The organism is Vagococcus allomyrinae (assembly GCF_017829975.1).
GTDB lineage: Bacteria > Bacillota > Bacilli > Lactobacillales > Vagococcaceae > Vagococcus_D > Vagococcus_D allomyrinae.
In genome coordinates this window covers 1-21,297 of the sequence record NZ_JAEEGA010000027.1, presented here as the reverse complement: position 1 = coordinate 21,297, position 21,297 = coordinate 1, and the positions used below count along the sequence as shown (strand labels likewise).

Annotated in this window: 24 protein-coding genes and 1 tRNA gene; 6 read left to right on the top strand and 19 right to left on the bottom strand. The window is 36.6% G+C overall.

Going from position 1 to position 21,297, the window contains the following annotated elements; translation table 11 throughout:
• Window positions 1–141: 141 nt before the first annotated feature.
• The 7 genes from eno to rpoN form a co-directional block, all read right to left on the bottom strand.
• Complete coding sequence (eno, locus tag I6N95_RS25695; protein ID WP_209532872.1) at window positions 142–1,440, bottom strand: phosphopyruvate hydratase; 1,299 nt, start codon at window positions 1,438–1,440, stop codon at window positions 142–144.
• Window positions 1,441–1,680: 240 nt separating this feature from the next.
• Window positions 1,681–3,210, bottom strand: a complete 1,530-nt coding sequence (gene gpmI / locus I6N95_RS25690) for a 2,3-bisphosphoglycerate-independent phosphoglycerate mutase (protein ID WP_209532870.1) — start codon at window positions 3,208–3,210, stop codon at window positions 1,681–1,683.
• Window position 3,211: 1 nt separating this feature from the next.
• Window positions 3,212–3,967 carry a triose-phosphate isomerase gene (gene tpiA, locus I6N95_RS25685; RefSeq protein ID WP_209532868.1) on the bottom strand — a complete coding sequence of 252 codons (756 nt, stop codon included), beginning with the start codon at window positions 3,965–3,967 and terminating at the stop codon, window positions 3,212–3,214.
• A 66-nt stretch (window positions 3,968–4,033) separates the two neighbouring features.
• Window positions 4,034–5,230 (bottom strand): phosphoglycerate kinase, encoded by a 1,197-nt coding sequence (locus I6N95_RS25680; protein WP_209532866.1) that lies wholly within the window; start codon window positions 5,228–5,230, stop codon window positions 4,034–4,036.
• Window positions 5,231–5,337: 107 nt separating this feature from the next.
• The gene (gap, locus tag I6N95_RS25675; protein WP_209532864.1) at window positions 5,338–6,342 is read right to left on the bottom strand and encodes a type I glyceraldehyde-3-phosphate dehydrogenase; all 1,005 of its coding nucleotides are present in this window, start codon (window positions 6,340–6,342) and stop codon (window positions 5,338–5,340) included.
• Window positions 6,343–6,420: 78 nt separating this feature from the next.
• Window positions 6,421–7,461 carry a sugar-binding transcriptional regulator gene (locus tag I6N95_RS25670; RefSeq protein ID WP_209532862.1) on the bottom strand — a complete coding sequence of 347 codons (1,041 nt, stop codon included), beginning with the start codon at window positions 7,459–7,461 and terminating at the stop codon, window positions 6,421–6,423.
• A 399-nt stretch (window positions 7,462–7,860) separates the two neighbouring features.
• The gene (gene rpoN, locus I6N95_RS25665) at window positions 7,861–9,189 is read right to left on the bottom strand and encodes an RNA polymerase factor sigma-54 (protein ID WP_209532860.1); all 1,329 of its coding nucleotides are present in this window, start codon (window positions 9,187–9,189) and stop codon (window positions 7,861–7,863) included.
• 90 nt (window positions 9,190–9,279) lie between these two features.
• On the opposite strand from rpoN, the gene I6N95_RS25660 reads away from it, so the two are divergent.
• Window positions 9,280–9,351 (top strand) — tRNA-Arg (locus I6N95_RS25660).
• Between the two features lie 325 nt (window positions 9,352–9,676).
• Here I6N95_RS25660 and I6N95_RS25655 read toward each other — a convergent pair.
• The 9 genes from I6N95_RS25655 to I6N95_RS25615 all read right to left on the bottom strand — a co-directional run bounded on the left by I6N95_RS25655 (window position 9,677) and on the right by I6N95_RS25615 (window position 15,903).
• Window positions 9,677–10,477 carry a DUF7662 domain-containing protein gene (locus tag I6N95_RS25655; RefSeq protein WP_209532858.1) on the bottom strand — a complete coding sequence of 267 codons (801 nt, stop codon included), beginning with the start codon at window positions 10,475–10,477 and terminating at the stop codon, window positions 9,677–9,679.
• A gap of 353 nt (window positions 10,478–10,830) precedes the next feature.
• Window positions 10,831–11,487 (bottom strand): hypothetical protein, encoded by a 657-nt coding sequence (locus I6N95_RS25650; RefSeq protein ID WP_209532856.1) that lies wholly within the window; start codon window positions 11,485–11,487, stop codon window positions 10,831–10,833.
• A gap of 49 nt (window positions 11,488–11,536) precedes the next feature.
• Window positions 11,537–12,340 (bottom strand): peptidoglycan amidohydrolase family protein, encoded by an 804-nt coding sequence (locus I6N95_RS25645; RefSeq protein WP_209532854.1) that lies wholly within the window; start codon window positions 12,338–12,340, stop codon window positions 11,537–11,539.
• Between the two features lie 2 nt (window positions 12,341–12,342).
• Window positions 12,343–13,578 carry a terminase large subunit domain-containing protein gene (locus tag I6N95_RS25640; protein ID WP_209532853.1) on the bottom strand — a complete coding sequence of 412 codons (1,236 nt, stop codon included), beginning with the start codon at window positions 13,576–13,578 and terminating at the stop codon, window positions 12,343–12,345.
• Entirely contained in the window at window positions 13,575–13,889 is a 315-nt protein-coding gene (locus tag I6N95_RS25635; RefSeq protein WP_209532851.1) for a P27 family phage terminase small subunit, read from the bottom strand. Before I6N95_RS25635 ends, I6N95_RS25640 begins: the two co-directional genes overlap by 4 nt.
• Before the next feature lie 125 nt (window positions 13,890–14,014).
• Window positions 14,015–14,329 (bottom strand): HNH endonuclease, encoded by a 315-nt coding sequence (locus tag I6N95_RS25630; protein ID WP_209532849.1) that lies wholly within the window; start codon window positions 14,327–14,329, stop codon window positions 14,015–14,017.
• Window positions 14,326–14,553, bottom strand: a complete 228-nt coding sequence (locus I6N95_RS25625; protein WP_209532847.1) for a hypothetical protein — start codon at window positions 14,551–14,553, stop codon at window positions 14,326–14,328. Before I6N95_RS25625 ends, I6N95_RS25630 begins: the two co-directional genes overlap by 4 nt.
• Window positions 14,553–14,765: a hypothetical protein gene (locus I6N95_RS25620; protein WP_209532845.1), complete on the bottom strand. Its 213-nt coding sequence runs from the start codon at window positions 14,763–14,765 to the stop codon at window positions 14,553–14,555. The genes I6N95_RS25625 and I6N95_RS25620 overlap by 1 nt, the downstream gene beginning before the upstream one ends.
• Before the next feature lie 244 nt (window positions 14,766–15,009).
• On the bottom strand, window positions 15,010–15,903 hold the full coding sequence (locus tag I6N95_RS25615; protein ID WP_209532843.1) for a hypothetical protein: 894 nt from the start codon (window positions 15,901–15,903) through the stop codon (window positions 15,010–15,012).
• A gap of 192 nt (window positions 15,904–16,095) precedes the next feature.
• Between I6N95_RS25615 and I6N95_RS25610 the strand changes: the two genes are divergently transcribed.
• Complete coding sequence (locus tag I6N95_RS25610; RefSeq protein ID WP_209532841.1) at window positions 16,096–16,869, top strand: hypothetical protein; 774 nt, start codon at window positions 16,096–16,098, stop codon at window positions 16,867–16,869.
• 60 nt (window positions 16,870–16,929) lie between these two features.
• On the opposite strand, the gene I6N95_RS27305 is transcribed toward I6N95_RS25610, so the two are convergent.
• Window positions 16,930–17,049 (bottom strand): hypothetical protein, encoded by a 120-nt coding sequence (locus I6N95_RS27305; protein ID WP_245249883.1) that lies wholly within the window; start codon window positions 17,047–17,049, stop codon window positions 16,930–16,932.
• A gap of 1,215 nt (window positions 17,050–18,264) precedes the next feature.
• Here I6N95_RS27305 and I6N95_RS25600 point away from each other — a divergent pair.
• From I6N95_RS25600 to I6N95_RS25590, 3 genes are all read left to right on the top strand, one after another.
• A complete protein-coding gene (locus I6N95_RS25600; protein ID WP_209532839.1) occupies window positions 18,265–18,723 on the top strand; it encodes a hypothetical protein in 459 nt (152 codons plus the stop codon).
• Between the two features lie 116 nt (window positions 18,724–18,839).
• Window positions 18,840–19,019, top strand: coding sequence for a DUF4177 domain-containing protein (locus tag I6N95_RS25595; protein ID WP_209532837.1), 180 nt, complete (start codon window positions 18,840–18,842; stop codon window positions 19,017–19,019).
• Window positions 19,020–19,599: 580 nt separating this feature from the next.
• Window positions 19,600–19,920: a DUF3784 domain-containing protein gene (locus I6N95_RS25590; protein WP_209532835.1), complete on the top strand. Its 321-nt coding sequence runs from the start codon at window positions 19,600–19,602 to the stop codon at window positions 19,918–19,920.
• Between the two features lie 108 nt (window positions 19,921–20,028).
• Here I6N95_RS25590 and I6N95_RS25585 read toward each other — a convergent pair whose 3' ends face one another.
• On the bottom strand, window positions 20,029–20,502 hold the full coding sequence (locus tag I6N95_RS25585; RefSeq protein WP_209532832.1) for a hypothetical protein: 474 nt from the start codon (window positions 20,500–20,502) through the stop codon (window positions 20,029–20,031).
• Window positions 20,503–20,672: 170 nt separating this feature from the next.
• The gene (locus I6N95_RS25580; RefSeq protein WP_209532830.1) at window positions 20,673–20,822 is read right to left on the bottom strand and encodes a hypothetical protein; all 150 of its coding nucleotides are present in this window, start codon (window positions 20,820–20,822) and stop codon (window positions 20,673–20,675) included.
• A 59-nt stretch (window positions 20,823–20,881) separates the two neighbouring features.
• On the opposite strand from I6N95_RS25580, the gene I6N95_RS25575 reads away from it, so the two are divergent.
• The gene (locus tag I6N95_RS25575) at window positions 20,882–21,055 is read left to right on the top strand and encodes a hypothetical protein (RefSeq protein ID WP_209532828.1); all 174 of its coding nucleotides are present in this window, start codon (window positions 20,882–20,884) and stop codon (window positions 21,053–21,055) included.
• The last annotated feature ends 242 nt before the right edge of the window (window positions 21,056–21,297 follow it).

The window sequence follows — 21,297 nt, the reverse complement described above, 5'->3', positions numbered from 1 at the left end:
GAGAGCTTTTTCCTATTATTACATAACAATTCTGTAAAAAATCACCTAATATGTATTGCTAAATAGAAACACTTTTTCAGCAATTTTTTACAGATATTATGTATTTCTAGTAATTGGTATACCTTCTTTTCGACTTAAAAACTATTTGTTTTTTAAGTTGTAGAAAGCTTGTAAACCTTTGTATTGAGCAACATCGCCTAATTGGTCTTCGATGCGTAATAATTGGTTGTATTTAGCAACACGGTCAGTACGGCTTAATGAACCAGTTTTGATTTGACCAGCATTTGTTGCAACAGCGATATCCGCAATAGTTGCATCTTCTGTTTCACCTGAACGGTGAGAAACAACAGCTGTGTAACCAGCTTGTTTCGCCATTTCAATGGCTTCAAATGTTTCAGTCAATGTACCGATTTGGTTAACTTTGATTAGGATTGAGTTAGCAATGCCTTTTTCAATTCCTTCAGCTAATTTAGCTGTGTTTGTCACGAATAAATCGTCACCAACTAGTTGAACTTTATCGCCCATGATTTCAGTCATTTTCTTGAAACCATCCCAGTCATTTTCGTCTAGGCCATCTTCGATTGAGATAAGTGGGTATTTAGCCACTAAATCTGCATAGACTTGGATCATTTCTTCAGTTGTTTTTTCGCCTTCGCCTGAATCAGCAAGAACGTAAACACCTTTTTCTTTATCGTAGAATTCTGAAGCAGCTGCATCCATTGCAAGAACAACGTCTGTTCCTGGTTTGTAGCCAGCTTTTTCAATAGCTTCCATGATAACTTCAAATCCTTCTTCATTTGAACCTAAGTTAGGTGCAAATCCGCCTTCGTCACCGACAGCTGTTGAAAGACCTTTAGCTTTTAAGATTGAAGCCAATGCGTGGAATACTTCTGCACCCATGCGTAGTGCTTCTTTAAATGTTGGCGCGCCAACAGGCATGATCATAAATTCTTGGAAATCAATACTGTTGTCAGCATGTGATCCACCATTGATGATGTTCATCATTGGAGTTGGCAATACTTTTGTATTAAATCCACCTAAGTAGTGGTATAGAGGCATTTCTAAGAAATCAGCTGCAGCGCGAGCACAAGCAATAGACACACCTAGAATAGCGTTAGCTCCTAATTTAGCTTTGTTTGGAGTACCGTCTAATTCGATCATTAATTTGTCGATATCCATTTGATCACGAACGTCGAATCCAATGATAGCTTCAGCGATAACGTTGTTAACATTGTCAACTGCTTTAGAAACACCTTTACCTAAGTAACGGTCTTTGTCGCCATCGCGTAATTCAACAGCTTCGTATTCACCAGTAGAAGCGCCTGAAGGTACCATACCGCGACCAAAAGCACCGCTTTCTGTGTATACTTCTACTTCGATTGTTGGGTTGCCACGTGAGTCTAAGACTTCGCGAGCGTAAACGTCTGTAATAATTGACATGTTTTTATTCTCTCCTTTAAGGTTGTTTATATCTAAGGTATTGCTACCATAGTTTCTTTCTGATAGTACATTGTCTCTTCCTCTCAGGCCATTCCGATGTCCCTTGCTTCTAAGTTGCTTAAGCAACAAGAGCAACGGCTCTCCTTTAAGGTTGTTTATATCTAAGGTATTGCTACCATAGTTTCATCATAATACGTTTTGAGGCAAGTTGCAATTTATACTGCTAAATTTTCAACTTTTTTACTTAACGATTAAAGATTCACCTGTCATTTCAGCAGGTTTTTCAATATTCAATAAGTCTAACATCGTTGGTGCAACGTCAGCCAAGCGTCCGTCAGTCCGTAATGAAACACCTTTTTTCGTGACAATCACAGGTACTGGCACAGTTGTATGGGCAGTATGAGGCTTGCCTTCAGGTGTTGACATGGTTTCTGAGTTACCGTGGTCAGCAAAGATAATCGCTGAACCGCCTTTAGCTAATATAGCGTCTACTACACGTCCTAAGTTTTCATCAACGGCTTCAATGGCTTTGATAGTCGGCTCTAACATACCAGAGTGACCTACCATATCAGGATTGGCAAAGTTTAGAATAATCGCATCATTTTCGTCGGCTTCGATTGAGGCTACTAACGCATCTGTCACTTCGTAAGCACTCATTTCAGGTTTTAAATCGTAGGTTTCAACTTTTGGTGAGTTGATTAAAATACGACTTTCCCCTTCAAACTCTTCGTTGCGGCCACCGTTCATAAAGAAGGTAACATGAGGATACTTTTCAGTTTCCGCAATTCGCAATTGTTTAAGTCCGTGATTTGAGAGAACTTCTCCAATAACATTTTTCATTTCCATCGGTGGATAAGCCACCTCAGCTACGATACTTGGGTTGTATAAAGTCATTGTCACAAATTTTACATTTGTCGGATGATTTTTACGCTCAAAGTGCTCCCACTCAAGATCAGTGAAGGCATTTGATAATTGAATCGCACGGTCAGGACGGAAGTTAAAGAAGATCACTGCATCGTTTTCTTTAACAGTTGCCACTGGTTTGCCATCTTTTTCGATCACAATTGGTAAAACAAACTCATCGTTGACGCCTTCTGCATAAGAGGCTTCGATGGCTGCTACCGGATCAGTTGCTTTAACGCCTTCGCCTAAAACTAGGGCATTATAAGCTTTTTCAACCCGTTCCCAACGCTTGTCACGATCCATGGCGTAAAAACGGCCTGAAACAGTTGCTACTTGGCCATAGTTTAACTCTGCCATTTTAGCGACTAACTCTTTCATGAAACCAGCACCTGATGTCGGTGCAACGTCACGTCCGTCTAAAAAGGCATGGACGTAAGTTTCTTTAACGCCTTTTGCTTTCGCGGTTTCTAACAAGGCATACAGGTGGTTTTGATGACTGTGAACACCGCCGTCTGATAAAAGACCAAATAAATGTAGCGCTGAATTGTTGTCAATGGCATATGACATGGCGCTGTTCAGAACTTCGTTTGTTTGGAATTCACCATCGGAAATGGCTTTGTCAATTCTAGTTAAACTTTGGTAGACGATTCGTCCCCCACCAATGTTTGTGTGACCCACTTCTGAATTCCCCATTTGCCCTTCTGGCAAGCCAACGTCTAAGCCAGCCGCTTTCATTGTGGCATGTGGAAATTCATTGTAATAACGGTCAAAATTGGGTTTGTTTGCTTGTGCGACAGCATTGCCAACTGTTTCTTCACGTTGACCAAAACCGTCTAAAATGATAATCGCAACAGGTGCTTTACTCATACTATTTAACAGCCTCCAATAAAGCTAAGAATGATTTTGGCTCAAGACTTGCGCCACCCACTAATGCTCCATCGATGTTTTCTTGTGCCATGTACTCTTTAATGTTTTCAGGTTTCACGCTACCGCCGTATTGAATACGAACTTTGTTAGCTGTGTCAGCACCAAATTTGTCAGCAATTGTTTTGCGGACAACAAAACATGTTTCGTCAGCATCTGTAGCAGATGAAGATTTACCAGTACCGATTGCCCAGATTGGTTCATAAGCAACGACTAAATTCGCCACTTGCTCTTCAGTTAAGCCATCTAAAGCATTTTCAACTTGGCCTTTGATCCAATCTTCTGTTTCACCGGCTTCACGTTGTTCTAATGTTTCACCACAACATACGATTGGTGTCATGCCGTTAGCGATGATTGCTTTAGCTTTTTTGTTAACATCTTCGTCTGTTTCATGGAAAAATTCACGACGCTCAGAGTGACCAATGATCACATATTGGACACCTAAGTCAGCAATTGCTGCGGGTGAATTTTCACCCGTGAAAGCACCGGCATTTTCGAAGTAACAATTTTGAGCAGAGATTTTTAATTCTGTTCCTTTTGTCGCTTCAGCCAAGCCTTGTAAAAACAACGCTGGTGAGCCAACAACTGAATCGACAGCTGAGTTAGCTGGGATATTATTTTTAACTTCATCAATGAACGTTAAAGCTTCATCGGCTGTTTTGTTCATTTTCCAGTTTCCTGCAATAATTGGTTTACGCATGATTAGTAACTCCTTCTATGGGTTTAAATGAAAGAAGGGAAACTTCCCTTCTTTCGTAACATTTTTTTATTTTTCAGTTAACGCGGTTAAGCCTGGTAATTCTTTGCCTTCTAGTAATTCTAGTGACGCACCGCCACCAGTTGAGATCCATGAGAATTTATCCGCACGTCCTAAGTTAATGGCTGCAGCTGCTGAATCACCACCACCGATAATTGACGTTGCGCCTGCTTGAGCCGCAATGGCATCCATTACTGCGATTGTTCCTTTAGCGAAGTCTTCATTTTCAAAGACACCCATCGGGCCATTCCAAACGACTGTTTTAGCACCGTCAATGACAGATTCAAACAATTCAATTGTTTTTGATCCGATATCTAGGCCTAAGAAGCCTTTATCGACTGCTTCGCCCTCAGTTGCTTTTAATTCAGTGTAGCCAGCAAAGGCGTTAGCTTCAATCGAATCAACGGGTAACACTAATTTATCGCCCGCTTTTTCAATCAATGTTTTAGCTAATTCAACTTTGTCTAATTCAACTAACGAATCACCAATTTCAATGCCTTTCGCAGCATAAAATGTATATGTCATACCACCACCGACGATAACTTTATCTGCTTTTTCAAGGAGATTTTCAATGACACCAATTTTATCTGATACTTTTGAACCACCTAAGATTGCCACAAATGGACGAACTGGTGCTTCAACGGCTTCTTTGATAAATTTGATTTCATTTTCCATTAAGAATCCAGCTGCTGCTTGCGAAACGTTTGACGAAATGCCAACGTTTGATGCGTGAGCGCGGTGAGCTGTTCCAAATGCGTCGTTGACGAAAAGATCATCGCCAAGAGAGGCCCAGTATTTACCTAATTCAGCGTCGTTTTTAGATTCTTTTTTACCATCAATGTCTTCGAAACGAGTGTTTTCAACTAATAACACTTCACCTGCTTTTAAATCATTAATCGCTGATTCTAAGACTTCGCCTCGTGTTTCAGGAACAAAGATAACTTCTTTGCCTAATAGTTCACTTAAGCGAGTGGCAACGGGACGTAATGATTTGCCTTCTTTGTCTGCTTCTTCTTTAACGCGACCTAAGTGTGAAAATAGAATTGCTTTCCCGCCATTATCAAGGATGTATTCAATCGTTGGTAAGGCTGCCGCAATCCGATTATCATCTGTAATAACGCCATCTTTTAATGGAACGTTAAAGTCAACGCGGACTAATACTTTTTTATCTTTTAATTCCAAATCTTTGACAGTTAATTTAGCCATTCAGCTAACCTCCTAGTAGTTGTAAATCTAATGTGCCTCATAAAAATAAGCGGAGAAGCGCGATGCTTCCCCGCTTATCTGTTCAGTCATTAAAACCTTCGTTCTAATTAACCTAATTTAGCAAAGTATTCTAAAGTACGAACTAATTGTGCAGTGTATGACATTTCGTTATCATACCAAGCAACAGTTTTAACTAGTTGAGCATCGCCAACTGTCATCACTTTAGTTTGAGTTTCGTCAAATAGTGAACCGTAAGTCATGCCTACGATATCAGAAGAAACGATTGCATCAGCTGTGTAACCATAAGATTCGTTAGCTGCTGCTTTCATTACTGCATTGACTTCGTCAACAGTTACTTTTTTGTCTAAGATTGTCACTAATTCTGTTAAAGAACCAGTTGCAACAGGAACACGTTGAGCTGCCCCGTCTAATTTACCGTTTAATTCTGGGATTACTAAGCCGATTGCTTTAGCCGCACCAGTTGTGTTAGGTACGATGTTTGCTGCAGCAGCACGAGCACGACGGAAGTCTCCACCAGGGTGAGGACCGTCAAGAGTCATTTGGTCACCTGTGTAAGCGTGGATAGTTGTCATTAAACCTTCAACAACACCAAAGTTGTCTTGTAAAGCTTTAGCCATAGGAGCTAAACAGTTAGTCGTACAAGAAGCACCTGAGATAACTGTTTCTTTACCTGTTAAGATATCATGGTTAGTATTGTAAACGATTGTTGGAACGTCATTTCCACCAGGAGCAGAAATTACAACACGTTTAGCGCCACCTTTAAGATGTTTTTCAGCGCCTTCTTTAGAAGTGAAGAAACCAGTACATTCTAAGACGATTTCAACACCTAAGTCGCCCCATGGTAATTCTTCAGGGTTACGGTTAGCTAATACTTTAACTTCTTTACCATTAACATTGAAATAACCATCATGAACTTCCACGTCACCGTTGAAACGGCCTTGTGTAGTATCATATTTTAATAAATGAGCCAACATTTTTGAATCTGTTAAATCGTTGATTGCTACTACTTCAATACCTTCTACTTCTTGAATACGGCGGAATGCTAAACGTCCAATACGTCCAAATCCATTAATACCTACTTTAACTGTCATGCGAGATTTCCTCCTTTAGAAAATCGAAAAATTATTTATTTTAAAGGGCGAACCCTTTTAAAATCAAGTGTTAGTGTTCTAGCCAAGATTGATTGACTTTAACATTTCGTTGGCTGCCCCTTCATCGGTGATTAACCAAGTTTGTTGGGGAGCGTGTTTCATGTACGAGTGTATCGCTTTGGCTTTTGACTTGCCGCCGGCTACGGCTAAGATGTATGGAACTTTCTCCAAATCTTTTAATTGCAAGCCAATTCGCGGTATCTTGTAAACTACTTTACCGTCATCGTCAAAAAAATAACCAAATGATTCTGCCACCGCACCATTATTTTTTAGCATGACAAGCTCTTGCTCGCTCATGCCCCGTCTTGCAGCCATATGTAATGCCCGTCCAATACTGTGAATAACGCAAGTTGACTCTTCGATCAAACCTAAAACTTGCTGGACAAATGGTTCTTGCAAAAGACTTTGGTAAGTTTCGTGACTCACTCGTTCTGGGACATACAGTGGTCTTGACGTGCCACCTGTCTTTGATGCCATCATCGCACTGACAGAGTTCGCTTGAATATCGACTGTTTCACCGATACCGCCCCGGGCTGGGACAAAAACATTATTACGAATGTTATGATCTAACATGGTCATGTTCTCAGCGACAGCGGCCATGGTTGTGCCACCCATGACAGCTATGACGTTTTCTTTATCAGGTAATAAGGTACTTAAGGACTCAGAAATAATCTGACCAAAACTAGCCAAAACTTTGGTTTCATCGTCACTGTCACCAGCTACAATGATGCATTTCTCAACCCCAAAATATTCTGCTAATTTCCGCTCTTTTTGTTTCATGCCTGAGTATTTGCCCATTAAAGACTCCAACCCAACCATGACCTTTTCACCTTCTGCTGTAAGAGTCATACCACTCTTGGATGTTTCTATTAACTGTAAGTTTTTAAGTAAATCCGTTTCCGTTCGCAACACTCGTTCGGTCATACCCATCTTCATCGCCAATGTCCTTCTACCAACTGGTGACATCCAGTTAATATTACGCAAAATGGTAAAGCGCTCTTGAACGAGATCCATGACATCAGGAGCTATTTTTTCAATTAATTCTAATTGGTTTTCCATTGTCGGACTCCTTCGTTGGACTTAAAATGACCAAGTGCGTCGTTTGGTGACCCATCGATTCCAAAAAAAATGATAAATCCGAATTTAAGTAAATTATTTTTACTGTTTCGTCTCTACCAACTTACAAGGATAGTGTAACACCAATAAAAGAGTTTAGCAAGCAAAAAACAGTTTAATTGATTATCCTTCAACCTTTCTTCACAAGTCTTGTGAAATTTCGGTTTTGAGTTTTTCGCGATTAATCGAACGATCCAAGAGAGTTGCGCAGAGAAAGTTTGTGAGTTATTAGACAGCTCTTTTCGACTTTCCCTAACTTATTCACCTCTACGGAATCTCCATCAAAAAGACGAACCTTTCCAAATCGGATTGTTCGTCTTTTTGTTTTATTATGCCACTAAATCAATCATAACGTTTTCGTTTACTTGAGGCAGCTATTCCTAAAATGTCACGATATTTTGCCACTGTTCGGCGAGAAATTTCAACACCTTCAGACTGGAGCATGTCAACAATTTTTTGGTCAGACAGTGGTTTAGCTTTATTCTCATGTTCTACTAGTTGTTTTATTCTCGTTTGGACGTCAGCCGCAGAAACCTCTTCTCCGTCACTATTTTGCGATAGTCCCGTGGTAAAAAAGGACCGCAATTCAAAAACGCCAAACTTTGTTTGCAAATACTTGCCATTTACCGCTCGGCTGACCGTTGATTCATGAATCTCAAGTTCTTCTGCAATCTCCTTTAGCGTCATCGGCTTTAGAGGTCGCTCAGTATCTAGAAAAAAGGCCGCCTGCCGACTGACAATTTCGGTCCCCACTCGCAAGATCGTGTCTCCACGTTGTGTTACACTGCGTTTAATCCAATCAAACTCAGCTTTTTTCTCTTTGATGTATTGTTTGACCTCTCGATCACCGGTTTCCGCCATTTTATCAAAATAACGTTGCTGAAACTCAATCACCGGTGCCCCACTTCGGGTAGAAAGGACTTCGATCGTCTCACCTTTGATGTTGACCAATAAATCTGGGTTAATGTACTGTTCTGTCGATTCACCATAAGCCGCCCCAGGAAACGGGCTCAAGCTTTGAATATAGTCATGGATTTCTTGAATAGTCGGCAAATCAACTCCATAGCGATTTGCTACTTCTTTCCATTTACGATTAGCAAAATTTTCAAATTCTTCTTCAATTACCACGTAGGCCAATGGTGGTGCTTCATTGTCCCGCTCAATTTGTAGCAATAAACATTCTTGCAAGTCACGAGCCCCAACACCTGCAGGATCTAATTGCTGTAACAAGATCAAGGCATCCAACATCTGAATGTAGTCAGCGCCTGTTTGACGAACCGCTTCTTCCAAGGTAATCGTTAAATAGCCATTGACATCGACATATTCCGTAAAAAAGATGATCAATTGTCGTAAATAGGTATCCCGATAATTTAGATGAATCTGAGCTAAAAGGGATTCAAATAACGACATCCCTCTATCCGGAATTTGATTGAGGTAACTTGTCTCGGGTCCTTCATAATTTTTTTTTGAGGTATGACGAATTGGCAAATCTGCATAGTCACTTTCTATTTTGACATCTATTAAAGGATTTTCCAACGCTTTGCTTTCCAAAAAAGTTAGCAAATCATCGGTACTATATTGAAGCATTTGAATGGATTGCTGCAGTTGTTGAGTCATGGCCATCTTCTGAACTTGCTTCTGTTGCTGGCTCAAATTTTGATTATATTGCATGTTTTCCACTTCTTTCTATCATTCCGAGAGAATAATATAAAAATACACTTGCTATTTACTCAATAATTGGGTAAACTAATTTATGTGCTTGCGGCCTTAGTGTAGTGGATATCACGTAAGATTCCGGTTCTTGAGACAGGGGTTCGATTCCCTTAGGCCGCGTTTGAGCATTAAAATAGTAGTGTTCTCTCATGGATTATTATAGCATAAACGTCGATATAAAGGGAAAGCAATATTTTAGAAGTGGAAAAAAACAGGTGCCCATTTGGTGCCCTTTTAAAAGAAAGTGCCCCTAACGTGCCCTAAAATTATGGCGTATGAGATCACTAGCGAAGGTGTAAAAAATACTAATATTACTGATTTCTTTTAAAAGAAGTCAGTATTTTTTTGCATAAAATTCAATATTAATTTATTTATATTAGTCGTCACTTCTTGGCAAGATAAAATTACAACTTGATTACGCAGAGTAAAAACAGTAGGTAAACAATTAACCTTTTATTATTTTATAATCTCGAAGAACCCCTTCTGCCGTCCACATTAGATTTTCAGCCATTGACTTAGGACTAATGTATATACTTACGTTAAAATTTTCGTTATCCCAACTCCAACTATACCCTGTGACATCTCCTTCCGCATGTAAGTTAAAAGAAAGAGTAACTTTTTTTCCACGTTTTTCAGCCTCATATTTTTCTATTAATGCCTTTTCAACTTCTGCATGATTCTTGCTTCCTTCATGAAATAATTTACACCTTATCAAATAGATAATTTGACCATCTAACTGATTCATCTTTCTAAAACCATTACTCTTTTCATCCTCACTGCGATTAGGATATTCATATTCAAAAATATTTTCATCGTACCATTTTTCATAATCCTTTCCTGAAGATCTACTTTTTCCGTACTCAATTTGGCAACAGATATCAGGTATGGCCAATGCACAAAATAAAGCTGCTTTATTTGCATTCTTATTTATAGCGTCAGCAATTGTATCAACCATATCTTTTAACGCAAACAACTTGTCCTTTAGTTCTGGTTCACGTTCAGTATTAACAAAAATGACTTTCTTTTCTTCCAAATCAATATTCACAACTTTTGAATGATTTTCTAACCATGCGTTTGCTTGAGAATGTCCATCATTATTATTTGCCCACCAGGTTGTATTTGTAAGTGCCGTATCTGGTAACCCATTTCCTTGTGGAAGTAACTTATTTATTTCTTCAAAAGTTAACTCAACACTAAACTTTTTATTCTTCGATAAAAATGTACCAAGGTTCAAATATTTACTCATCACACTCATCCTTTCAATTTTTACTATGCTATCAGTATAAACCAAAAAAAGACCTTGGTCATCTCAACTAAGAGAGAAGCTAAGGTCATTATCTTACAATTTATTATTTTTTGTGGTTTTATGTATATCTATTTGTGGTATTATTAACTAGTAGTTTTACTTATTATTTAGGAGGTGAAAATATTGCCTGACAAGCATAAAGAAGGTCAGAAGCCGATCAAAGAGAGTCATAATTTTTCTAGGGATTCATCTAAAGAGATTATACACTCTGACCGATCTAGTCAACGAAATTCGGTACAACATGATGCACCCAACCCAAATACGCAGCAATTATTTAAAAAGAAAGGAAAAGACTAGTTATCTTTTCCTTTCTTTTTATCATCATAAACGTGAATTTTATATTTTTTCTCCATATCAACAAATATAAAATATTTACCATTATCATCCTTTACAGCTTTTTCATACTGCTCCGTTACTTCCGCTTCGGTTAACTTACTATCAGTATCAATGTATTCACTTTGCATAACCAATAAAAAATAATCAAATTGAATATCATTGGGGATTTTATCAGTAAACCCTGATATGACATGATTCCCTGAGAAATCAAAAATTGATATTCTTTTACTGTTCCCCGTAGTCATCAACGCTTTCCAATCAGACTTATAAGTTTGAGCGCCTAATTCTGAGTCACTTCGAATTAGGTTAATAACATATTTCCCAAAGCAAATAATCCAAGGATACACTATCATTGTCACTAATATTAAAATAAGTACTACGATAATAATCCTAACAAATAATGGAAATTCGTTAATCCATTTAATTTGAAACATTAATAAACCTAATCCAATATTCACAAATGAAAAACTTAGTAAAACCAATTTATTCTCCGAGTCCCTGTTTCGGTTTAATTGTAAAATATCTACTTCTTGTAAATAAAAATAAGAAAAGAATCCAGGTAAGCTAGAAAATATTAATTTTATTATTATATCTAACATATCTTTTTCAGTCATCTTATCACCTCTCATTAATTATATCACATTTTGGTTAATTCTCTTTACCTTATAATTTACCAGCGGTTAAGCGTCGTTGAAACTCTTTGATACAATCTGACGGTGAACTGATTATACCGTCTTGAATCGTCCCCATTTTGGCTTGAAAGGCTATTACAAACTGAGGGCCAGCTAAACCATCCACTTTAATCCCTAGCCATTTTTGCATAGCTTTGATTAAATCAGAACCAATTAATGATTGATCAAATTGAGCTGAGTGGATAAATTGATTGTGAGCAGATTTAAATTGGTGGCTAATGATCCCGTCACGTATCGCACAACCAAAGTACTCTTGAGCTCTCTTAGAAGTCGCAAGCCCCCAATAACCATCAACAACTAAAATAGTCATCTGTGGTTTGTTCTCACCTTCTGGAATGATAATACCTCCACTGTTTTTTAGTCTGTAATAGTGAACTGGTAATCCAGAATAGTCACCCATCCATTGATATGCTGGAGTGATTGCCATGTTGTTACTACCATAACCATACGTACAGTGTATGATCGCTTTATTATCAATAAAGATACCTGTGTGACCGCCTGAACCAAGTGACCCACCTTTTACACCAGACACAAACACATCGCCATAGGCGGCTTGAGACGGACCAATAGGAATAAGTAACTTACCTTCTAAACTGTACAGTGTTTCAGTATTTCCAATAAAAGAACCTTGTGGCAAAAATCCACCAGCAATCAAGGCATTAAAAACAGCACTTGAACAGTCATATGAGTTTGGTCCTAACCGTTGAGACATTGAGTAAGTAATTTTCCCCTTACGTGTTTTCATCCAGTCAACTGTACGTGTAATATCGGACATAGTTAGTCTTCCCCTTTTGGTGGTGTAAATTCTTCATCTAATTCATTATGATTAATTCCTTGTTGCTTAGCTGCTGTAATTTGTTTGCGATCTTGGTCAATTAATACTGCACCACCAGCGACCAGAACAGCTTGAACAATGTTATCTGGAGTGTAACCACCTAATAACCATGGTGTAAAACCTATCTTACTAACTCCATTATTCTTAATGTATATAGAATAATGGAGTTCTTCATATGCTGTCCTCAGCATCTCGTCACGGCTCGCTACTGACCTTTCTAGCTCGGTTACGGGTAAGTTCATCCGTTTAGTCATGAACTCTTCTCTATTGCTTGGATCGTCTTCTAAGTCGTCGTACTCTTCCATGACAGTTTCAAACAATCCATCAGCGTAATCGCTCATTGGAAGATGAAACATTAGATTAGCTAACTCCCAAAAATTTGAGTCATTTACCTGATCCTCAGAATCCAATTTACAGATAAAAGGAAAAAGAGCATTCGGACGACTGCTGCCGTTCAATACTCTTTTAGCTTTTTCTTTCATATTATCCAAGAATCCTTCACGAACATAACCGTCAGTTCCAACATAGAACTCACGAGGATTTCTTTTCTTACCTAGACCACTAATATGAACTTTGACGTCCTTATTACTCTCATAACGATGAATCTCATCAAATGCAACCGCACCATCACGTAGGCCATCTTTGGTATCACCATTTGAAGTCCCGAACCGGATAACACTGTCAATCTTTTTGGACATAATTTTAGACTTACCACATTCAAAGGCCTTCTGTAAAAACTTTATTTCGTTTAATTGTGTTCTAAATTTCCTCAAAACTAGTCTTAGCCTGTCCTCTGAATTAGCCACTATTGAAATATTGTATTCCCTCACGCCATGCAATTCTGTCTGCAAAAAATTTAGAACGACAGACAGCAGACCATTCTTACCACCACCACGGCCGAACAACCAAAGAAACTTACGGTAAAAGTTTCGGTCATTTTTCTTGAAATGCAAAAATATAAAGGCAATTAAAAATTTTTGGAATGGCTGCATTTCAAAATACCATTTATCACCGTAGGCAATGCAATCATCAATCATTTTATCATCAAAATACAAATCATCTCGTGATAAAATATCCCGTTCCAAATACTCAATTAATTCGATACGCTCTTTATTGAGTTTAATCTTTCCATCACAGTACTGCTGGATATAATAATCAACGTGTTTTTGATGAATCATACTAAATCATCCTCCGAATAGTCTTCTTCGGTACTGGTGATTGTTTTATTCAATACATCTAAATTAAGGTCTTTTCCAAGAGCAATAATTGCACGAGAAAGTTTTACTTTTTCAGCAATTGCGGGGTTAGGTTTCATGTATTTTTGAGACCCGTTTTCAATCTCAATCATCGCGCCATGCTTTGTAATAGATGAATTCATTTTTAAGTAAAGCTTGATTAAGTCAATGTACCGTTCAACTTTTTCAACTTCCATTTGATCATTTAAATCAACTTGCAGCATTAATTGTCTTTTCAAATCTGACACTTTCATTGTCCTACCCCCCCTATTAAAATTTTTTATCGTGTATTTTTAGACAGTTGACCCATCCACCGGTTTAGCAGAAATAAAAAAAGGCTTAAAATATTTCGACCGGGGGTCTACTGAGAATAAGAAAATTAATAACCGAACCACTCATCGTCCCAACGTTTTGCTTTACTTGGCCGATGTTCAAATCGTTTGTGTCGTTTGTTGTGGCAGTTCTTGCACAATGTTCTAAGGTTCATCGGGTCAAGTGCGAACTCTGGATGATGTTCCAACTCAACGATATGATCAACCTCCAAGACTACTGTGTTACGATCATTCAACTTACCAAGTTCTTTGCACCATAAACATTCATAGTTGTCACGCTCAAGAATTGACAGACGTAACTGCCGCCATTTAGTTGATGCGTAGAACTTAGCACGTGACTCTGGTGACGTGATATCAATCATTGAAAGTATGTCTCGCCAGTTAGATTGTTGTGACAGACAACTGATTGAGTGACACCACATAAATCATTGTCACAACCAGTTAACACTGTGGCAATGATTAAGTTAACACCGCCACCTAAACCACATGTAATATATTGATACGAGCAAAACACAACCGGAACTGACTCACCATTAATCAAAACCTCAGGGACAGAATCAGTATTTAAACTAAACTCAACTGTCATTATTTACTCCCACCTTTCAACTCACTAACATATTTACTTAACAGTGCACGTTGCACATCTAACACCTTTTGTTGTGGCGTAATAACTCCCTCTGTGTGATAAGTCGGCTTAGTAATATCTATCTTGGCATCTTCAAGAAGAACTCTCTGATTGACAGGAGTCTTAAGTGTGCGCTCCATGATGTAATAATTAAGAGCTGTAACTTCATCCATTGATAAAGCATACATACCAATGATGGTCCAAATAGTTTCAGCTATTGCATCAACATCTTTCTCAGCATGAAGTGATTTAAAGTATTACAGGAACTCATTTTTATCTGACATAATTGATTACCTCCTTAGGTATAATAAAAAAGCACAGACAAGGGTACGTCAATTCTGTGCGTGAGATACAACTTAACATCTCAATTCAACCAAACAAAAACACTCACCTGATTTAGATGGGTGTTTTTTAGTTTTATTTTCCACTAGTTGTTATCCTATTTACAGGGTTTCCTTGATTTATAAACAATGTCCTCAATTTTCTTATTGGCTTTCGCTTGTCTATTAAAGAGTTAAATATTAAAGTTAATTTGAAAGATTCATCTAACTCTATATATTCAATATCAAAATCTTCATACATTTTTTCAATTGTTTCAATAACTGTTGGAAAAACTTCATCTTCAATTTCACTTTCATCCAAGTAAATTTCCTTATTCAAATAAACATGAATTTTTTTTACTAAATTAAGATCATTATTAACATCAAGATTATCAAATTTATTACTTAGTGAGGTGATATCTTCACTCATTTTAACTAACATTTTAGAAACTTGATCTCCGGAATCAGCAGATTCAACAACTCTAGAAATTGTGTCTTTATCTTTTATAGAACGAAAAACAGGATTATCTATAGTTTTGTCTTCCTCAAGATTTGAAATTTTATCTTCCAATTGTTTACTCAACACTCCCGAACCATTAATCGAATCTTCAAAAAATACAACTCGATCTCCTATTAAGTCGAAAGGTAATCTAGGTCCAATTTCACAAATCATAATTGTTGGTATTCCAAAAGAATGTGCAACTGCAGTTTCATACATGACATTGGGATTCCAATCTGTCAGGTTAGATATTATCAAATCAGAACCAATAATGCTTGAAAATATTTGATCACCTATAGATCCTAGTTTATTAATTTTATGCGCTACATCTATCTCATATCCCATATTGGATAACACTGGTGTAATAACATTTTCAACAAGACCTTTTAACTTTTTATACTCCACAGAGCTTTCTTCACCAATTGGTGTAATAAAAAAACATTTTTTAGTTACATTTTTTTTTGAAATTACATCTTTATCTTTCTTCACCATCATTTTTCCTCCTATCTACTCTTATATGTCAATAATACTAGATAATATAATCAAATGACAGAAGAAGATATTTATATTTTGTGCGAATTACTATGTTATTAGAATAACATGTAAAATTCAAGGTGTCAGTACTGTCTTGGTACTGTACGTACTATACTTTTGTGGTATGATTATTACGAAAGGTGGGTTATTATGGAAAATGATAATATGATAAACTGCGGCTTAATTATGCCTCTTGCACCAATGCCTGGTTACAGCATAAACCAGTTTAACGATGTTCAATCTATATTGTTAAATACTATAAGAAGTATCGATGCATTCAATTTCAATCCTAGAATGGTCAGTGAGTCTAAAGGGGAAGTGGACATCATTCATAATAATATTGTGAATAATATTTATGATGACCCAATAGTTGTTGTTGATATAAGCGGGAGAAACGGAAATGTAATGCTAGAGCTTGGCCTAAGGTTAGCTTTCGATAAACCTTTAGTTATTATTAAAGATGATAAGACCGATTATATGTTTGATATATCCATGATTGAACATATCTCCTATCCTTCGGACTTAAGGCATACTGAAATTGTTAAATTTCAACAAATATTGAAGGAAAAAATTGTTAATACGTATAAAAAATCAATAGAAGATATTAATTACTCTCCTTTTTTAAATAATTTTAAACGAATTAAAGTTAAAAGCATAGACGATATAGATATATCCGAATCTGAGACTTTGCAATTAATCCTGGGAAAATTAGACGAAATTAATATGACTCAGAAACTTGAAATAATAAATTCTAATTCCATTGAATGGCAAGTAGGTGATACTGCTTTTCATAAGAAATGGGGAGCTGGTAAAGTTATAAAAGTAGAGGGAACAGCTAACAATCAAGAAGTAGATATAAATTTCAAAGATTTGGGAACTAAACGACTACTCTCTGAATTCGCACCAATCACAAAAATTTCTTAAATAGATACCGTTTGAAGCTATCCCAGCCAACAGGATGTTCCAAACGGTATTTTTTATTTTTCATTTTTTATTAAACTGAATAATTCTCATGAGCTCAGCGTGTTTACTTTTGATGTAAGAATAGCTATACCCCAACTCTTCTGCTATCGATTCTAATGTGAGCCTTTCGTTATATTTCAACTTTAATATTTTTTTGATTCAAACCAGTAACTTTATCAATCATTTGAACGATTTCTTCACGCTCTTTTTCTAGTTCTTCAGCTCGTTGATTCAATTCGTCAATCACTCCCTTTAAATGACTCTGTTTTCTTAAAGTATATAGTGCCTACTGAACTATGTATAAACGTTAATATGACAATATTTACAGGATGTTTCTCTAATTTGAAGTGCAAGGGTTTTAATGAGAAACAGATCAAACCCTTGCACTTCGTTAGTGAGAGTGCATAAAAATGAAAGTTAAGCCTTCAAAACATTCAATTTATACTGTCAAAAATGCCAGTTTAAAAGTGTTATGCACAACTAAGCACCTATTTAATGGCTTTTATACATTATGAGAGATTCATTCAGTAGGCACTATTTACGACTCTCTTTCGTCTTGGCTATAAAAAAACTCTTTTTGACGATGCCAATGATTAAGCGTCTCTATTCAGTTACACTTGCCAAAGACTGGTCGTTTCAGCAAACTCTCGCAATTGTTCGGTACCACATGATAAGGAATTCGAGTGCCTATGCTTTCCACAAAAAGGCTAAACTCGCTTATGAAGAGTGTTCGCTGTAGTGCTATATACTTATTTTATTTCTCAATAATTTGATTAAAAACTAACTCATTCGTAAACATCCTTTTCGTTAGAAACCCACTTGCTTATTATCCGTGAGATTAATCACTCCTTATTTTGCAATACCGTTCGTTTTGACACGTTATAAAAAAAGTTGAATTATCCTAAGGTTAGCAAGAAATTTGCTTATGTTATGGTGGTACTAACCTGTTTGATTGGTGGATCTACACTGTTTTAGCAGCTGTCACTTATTTATATTCACCTGACCAAGCACCTGTTATCAAAGTTAGTAGTGGAGATTATAATAAAGGTGATGAAATTTATCCATTAGACATAGTTAAAGCTTTTGATAAAGAAGATGGCGACTTGACTTCTAAAGTAACTGTAAAGGTGATTGAAACAAATTCAACCCCATCAACTGGTGAGGTTACGTCTGAGCTATATCCATCTGATGAAATGTTATATACTTTTAATTGGCGATATAGCCATACATGTGTCTATTCAATCACTGACTCAAAAGGTAATACGACCACTGTATGGTATGCCTCACCCACTCTAGCTATACCAATTTGTACCTAATTTTGTTACAATGGAGATCACAATACATAAGAGGTGACATGTGAATAAAACTCTAATCACCAAAAAACTAATTGCTCTCATTTTAATGGCTGGGCTTTTATTCCTCTGGCTTAAATTTAGACATAGGGACGTTAGCATTGTTTTTTATGATAATGTCGTTTTTCCACAAAACAGTTATATGCCCTGTAGTTCATTTAACTACGATACTTATAAAGCGATTAAAAACGGTACAGCGGTATATAGTGATTGGTCTGACGAAGAAATTAGGTTTGAACAGTTTATCGATATGGAAAAATCTAAATTTGATTTAGTCTCAATCACACCTATTACGCCAGATGGAGCAACAGCAGATACACCGGCTGGGAGGCCAATTAATACCTCAGTAATCGGCGAGAACTTTACATACACAATCTATGCATCGATGGGTGACGATATAAAATCATTCCATCTCACCTATTCCGTAATAGAAAAAATCGCAAGTAAGGCTTCTTCTAGGTAGTACATTTTGATATCTTGTATCGATTGTTTAGTTTATCTTTCTTAAATGTAAGAGTACACTTCCAAAATAAATGATATACTTTTGGGAGTACCAACAATAAAAGGAGTGACTACGTTATGGAATATAAATATGTTTCAATCGATGTTGATTTTACTGGGAAACTCAAAGAGAATTATCAGGAGGTAATCTCTGAAAATTCAATTGATGGTTACAGATTTATTTCAGCTATCCCGTTAAGATATAACGCTCTCGGCCCCACTGTGTATGATTTTGTATTTGAAAAGGAAAGAGACTAATACTCTCTTTCTATTCTTTTAGGCATTAATCAATTTACCGTTTAGGCGTCATTTCTTACCATTTAAGAATATCCAACTTATTCTTTCTCGAATGCCATACAATTAACGTATTAGAGAAAGGAGTGTCTTCATGACAAAGTCGAAATCTAAAACTGTCGCGACATCCGGTATAAGCATTGGATGTTTATTAGCCATGATTCTATCTTATATAGCGGGGCATGGTATCACTATAATAATCTTTCACGGTTTCCTTGGTTGGATATACGTAATTTTTTTTACTGTTGGCCTCTTATAAAGTCCTTCTTCATAGGGCTTTTTCTTTTTATTTCTAAATCAATTACATACATAATGCTTTACTGCACATACAATCAGGACAAAAACACGTCTGTTCTGACCATAACTTAATACAATCAGCTATGAGACACCATCTCTTTTCTAAATAGGTTACATTTATGCATCATCTCCCACGCCCATACTGCCCTATTCAGAATAGCAAAAATCTGATTGAACTAAAGTACCATTATTTCTTTCTTTATTTTCTAGTAGTTCGGGTATATGATAGTCATAAGGGGGTTTTTTTATGGATTGGACAATTATTATCTTTCTTACACCATTAATGCTTATTTTTACTATTTGTGGTATTCAGCTACTCCGTGGTAAGTGGTTAATGTTAATCGCTGGCTACAATACCGCACCCAAAAAAAGCAGAGAGCAAATGAATGGCCCAGCCTTAGGGAAGTTATTGGGCAGTCTATTAATAATTTGCTCAGTCTTAATGCTAATCCTTGGATTGTTTCCAAAACCCACTATAATCTTTCTCATCATCAATGTGATCTGTCTACTTTCATTTGGAAGTCTTATATACGCTAATACATCAGAAAAGTTTACAAATAAACTGTAATTTTTTTGTAAACTTGCTTGGTCAATCACTAAAAGATCTCAAAAAATCTCCTTCAACTATCCTGAGACAGTTGAAGGAGATTTGCTTTTATTCTTGATAGGTTAAATTTTACTCTTCCAAAGCTTCCATAATAGTGAAGAAGTCTTCTTGGCTCTCTCCTACTTTGGTGGCCAAGTCAGTATTTACATCATTATAGGCGTCTGCATCTTTCGCTTTGGCTAATTCCTGAAAATACTCTATTTGAATATCGTTGTACTTATTGAGAGAGTCCTGTAACTTGATATAATCTTCAGATTTTTCGCCTTTCTCAATTTTAAATTTTTTAATCGTTTTAACTTCTTTTTCCCATTCCTGATACTCTTTTGAATCAACAACCTCTTGAGCATGCTTGCTTAATTCAGCAAAGTCACCTGACTGCCCCTCAGATTGTTTGATCATCAATTGTTGTTGCTTTTCAAAGTAAACATCCGTCAGTTTGATAAATTCTTCTGCGTTTTCTTTTGCTGCTTTTTCGCTTGTTCCACATGATGATAAAACAATCACCATCACACTCATCAATAAAATTATTATTTTTTTGTTCATTTTATTCCTCCTTTTTAACAAAATTAAATATATCACAAAACAGTTCATTTAGTCTACGTTTTCGGAACAAAAAAAAAAAAAAATTAGGGTAACGACTTCTATTCCATTTTAGAGTCAAGATAACAAATTACTTATCATTTGCTAATTAGTCTTAAATTCTCTTACTCTTCTCATTTGCGAGCTATGCTTTTTTTGAAATAATCGAGTGAGATTTCCCTAATTATAACTTCACCGGGGTTGTTACGCATTTTCTTGGAAAAATCTGGGTGAATAGGTACTCCAGTAATATTTTTTGTGACTGCTTGTCTTTGTTTTTTCATAAATAGCACCTTTTATCATTTTGTGTTATAATGAAAAAAAAGATAGGGAGATTGTTTGAATGAAAAGAAAATTGATGATTGCCAGCCTAGTTATTGCTTCACTCGGCTTGTCCGCTTGTTCATTAACTACTAAAAAACAAGCCCCTAAAATTGATGAAACAATCAACACTCTCGATTCCAGTGTAATTTATTATGACCAATTACCTGAAAACGACATCGTCGAACCAGAATAGTCGCCTTTATTCTGATTATTACGTCTAATTTGATGACCAAGACAGTAAAGGTAACCTCTCGTTATCGCTATTTTACCAACCAAGCGTTGTACCGCAAAAAAAAACAAGCCAGAAATAATGAGGCTGCTGAAAAACGAATAGGTTTCTTTCGTTTTTATCTTTAGAGATAAAATAATAAGGGTCCAATCCCTGATTTTGGGATTGGAACCTTATTTTATTCTCTTTTATTCATTCATCAGAGT

Excerpts from the sequence above, each read along its gene's own strand:
- I6N95_RS25625 (WP_209532847.1), bottom strand. The coding sequence starts at position 14,553 with ATGACAGTTGAGTTTAGTTTAAATACTGATTCTGTCCCTGAGGTTTTG.
- gpmI (WP_209532870.1), bottom strand. The coding sequence starts at position 3,210 with ATGAGTAAAGCACCTGTTGCGATTATCATTTTAGACGGTTTTGGTCAA.
- I6N95_RS25590 (WP_209532835.1), top strand. The coding sequence starts at position 19,600 with ATGGATTGGACAATTATTATCTTTCTTACACCATTAATGCTTATTTTT.
- I6N95_RS25655 (WP_209532858.1), bottom strand. The coding sequence starts at position 10,477 with ATGAGTAAATATTTGAACCTTGGTACATTTTTATCGAAGAATAAAAAG.
- I6N95_RS25610 (WP_209532841.1), top strand. The coding sequence starts at position 16,096 with ATGGAAAATGATAATATGATAAACTGCGGCTTAATTATGCCTCTTGCA.
- gap (WP_209532864.1), bottom strand. The coding sequence starts at position 6,342 with ATGACAGTTAAAGTAGGTATTAATGGATTTGGACGTATTGGACGTTTA.
- I6N95_RS25575 (WP_209532828.1), top strand. The coding sequence starts at position 20,882 with ATGAAAAGAAAATTGATGATTGCCAGCCTAGTTATTGCTTCACTCGGC.
- I6N95_RS25620 (WP_209532845.1), bottom strand. The coding sequence starts at position 14,765 with ATGGATGAAGTTACAGCTCTTAATTATTACATCATGGAGCGCACACTT.
- I6N95_RS25635 (WP_209532851.1), bottom strand. The coding sequence starts at position 13,889 with ATGAAAGTGTCAGATTTGAAAAGACAATTAATGCTGCAAGTTGATTTA.
- I6N95_RS25645 (WP_209532854.1), bottom strand. The coding sequence starts at position 12,340 with ATGTCCGATATTACACGTACAGTTGACTGGATGAAAACACGTAAGGGG.
- eno (WP_209532872.1), bottom strand. The coding sequence starts at position 1,440 with ATGTCAATTATTACAGACGTTTACGCTCGCGAAGTCTTAGACTCACGT.
- I6N95_RS25680 (WP_209532866.1), bottom strand. The coding sequence starts at position 5,230 with ATGGCTAAATTAACTGTCAAAGATTTGGAATTAAAAGATAAAAAAGTA.
- I6N95_RS25580 (WP_209532830.1), bottom strand. The coding sequence starts at position 20,822 with ATGAAAAAACAAAGACAAGCAGTCACAAAAAATATTACTGGAGTACCT.
- I6N95_RS25630 (WP_209532849.1), bottom strand. The coding sequence starts at position 14,329 with ATGATTGATATCACGTCACCAGAGTCACGTGCTAAGTTCTACGCATCA.
- I6N95_RS25595 (WP_209532837.1), top strand. The coding sequence starts at position 18,840 with ATGGAATATAAATATGTTTCAATCGATGTTGATTTTACTGGGAAACTC.
- tpiA (WP_209532868.1), bottom strand. The coding sequence starts at position 3,967 with ATGCGTAAACCAATTATTGCAGGAAACTGGAAAATGAACAAAACAGCC.
- I6N95_RS25585 (WP_209532832.1), bottom strand. The coding sequence starts at position 20,502 with ATGAACAAAAAAATAATAATTTTATTGATGAGTGTGATGGTGATTGTT.
- I6N95_RS25670 (WP_209532862.1), bottom strand. The coding sequence starts at position 7,461 with ATGGAAAACCAATTAGAATTAATTGAAAAAATAGCTCCTGATGTCATG.
- I6N95_RS25640 (WP_209532853.1), bottom strand. The coding sequence starts at position 13,578 with ATGATTCATCAAAAACACGTTGATTATTATATCCAGCAGTACTGTGAT.
- I6N95_RS25615 (WP_209532843.1), bottom strand. The coding sequence starts at position 15,903 with ATGGTGAAGAAAGATAAAGATGTAATTTCAAAAAAAAATGTAACTAAA.
- I6N95_RS25650 (WP_209532856.1), bottom strand. The coding sequence starts at position 11,487 with ATGACTGAAAAAGATATGTTAGATATAATAATAAAATTAATATTTTCT.
- rpoN (WP_209532860.1), bottom strand. The coding sequence starts at position 9,189 with ATGCAATATAATCAAAATTTGAGCCAGCAACAGAAGCAAGTTCAGAAG.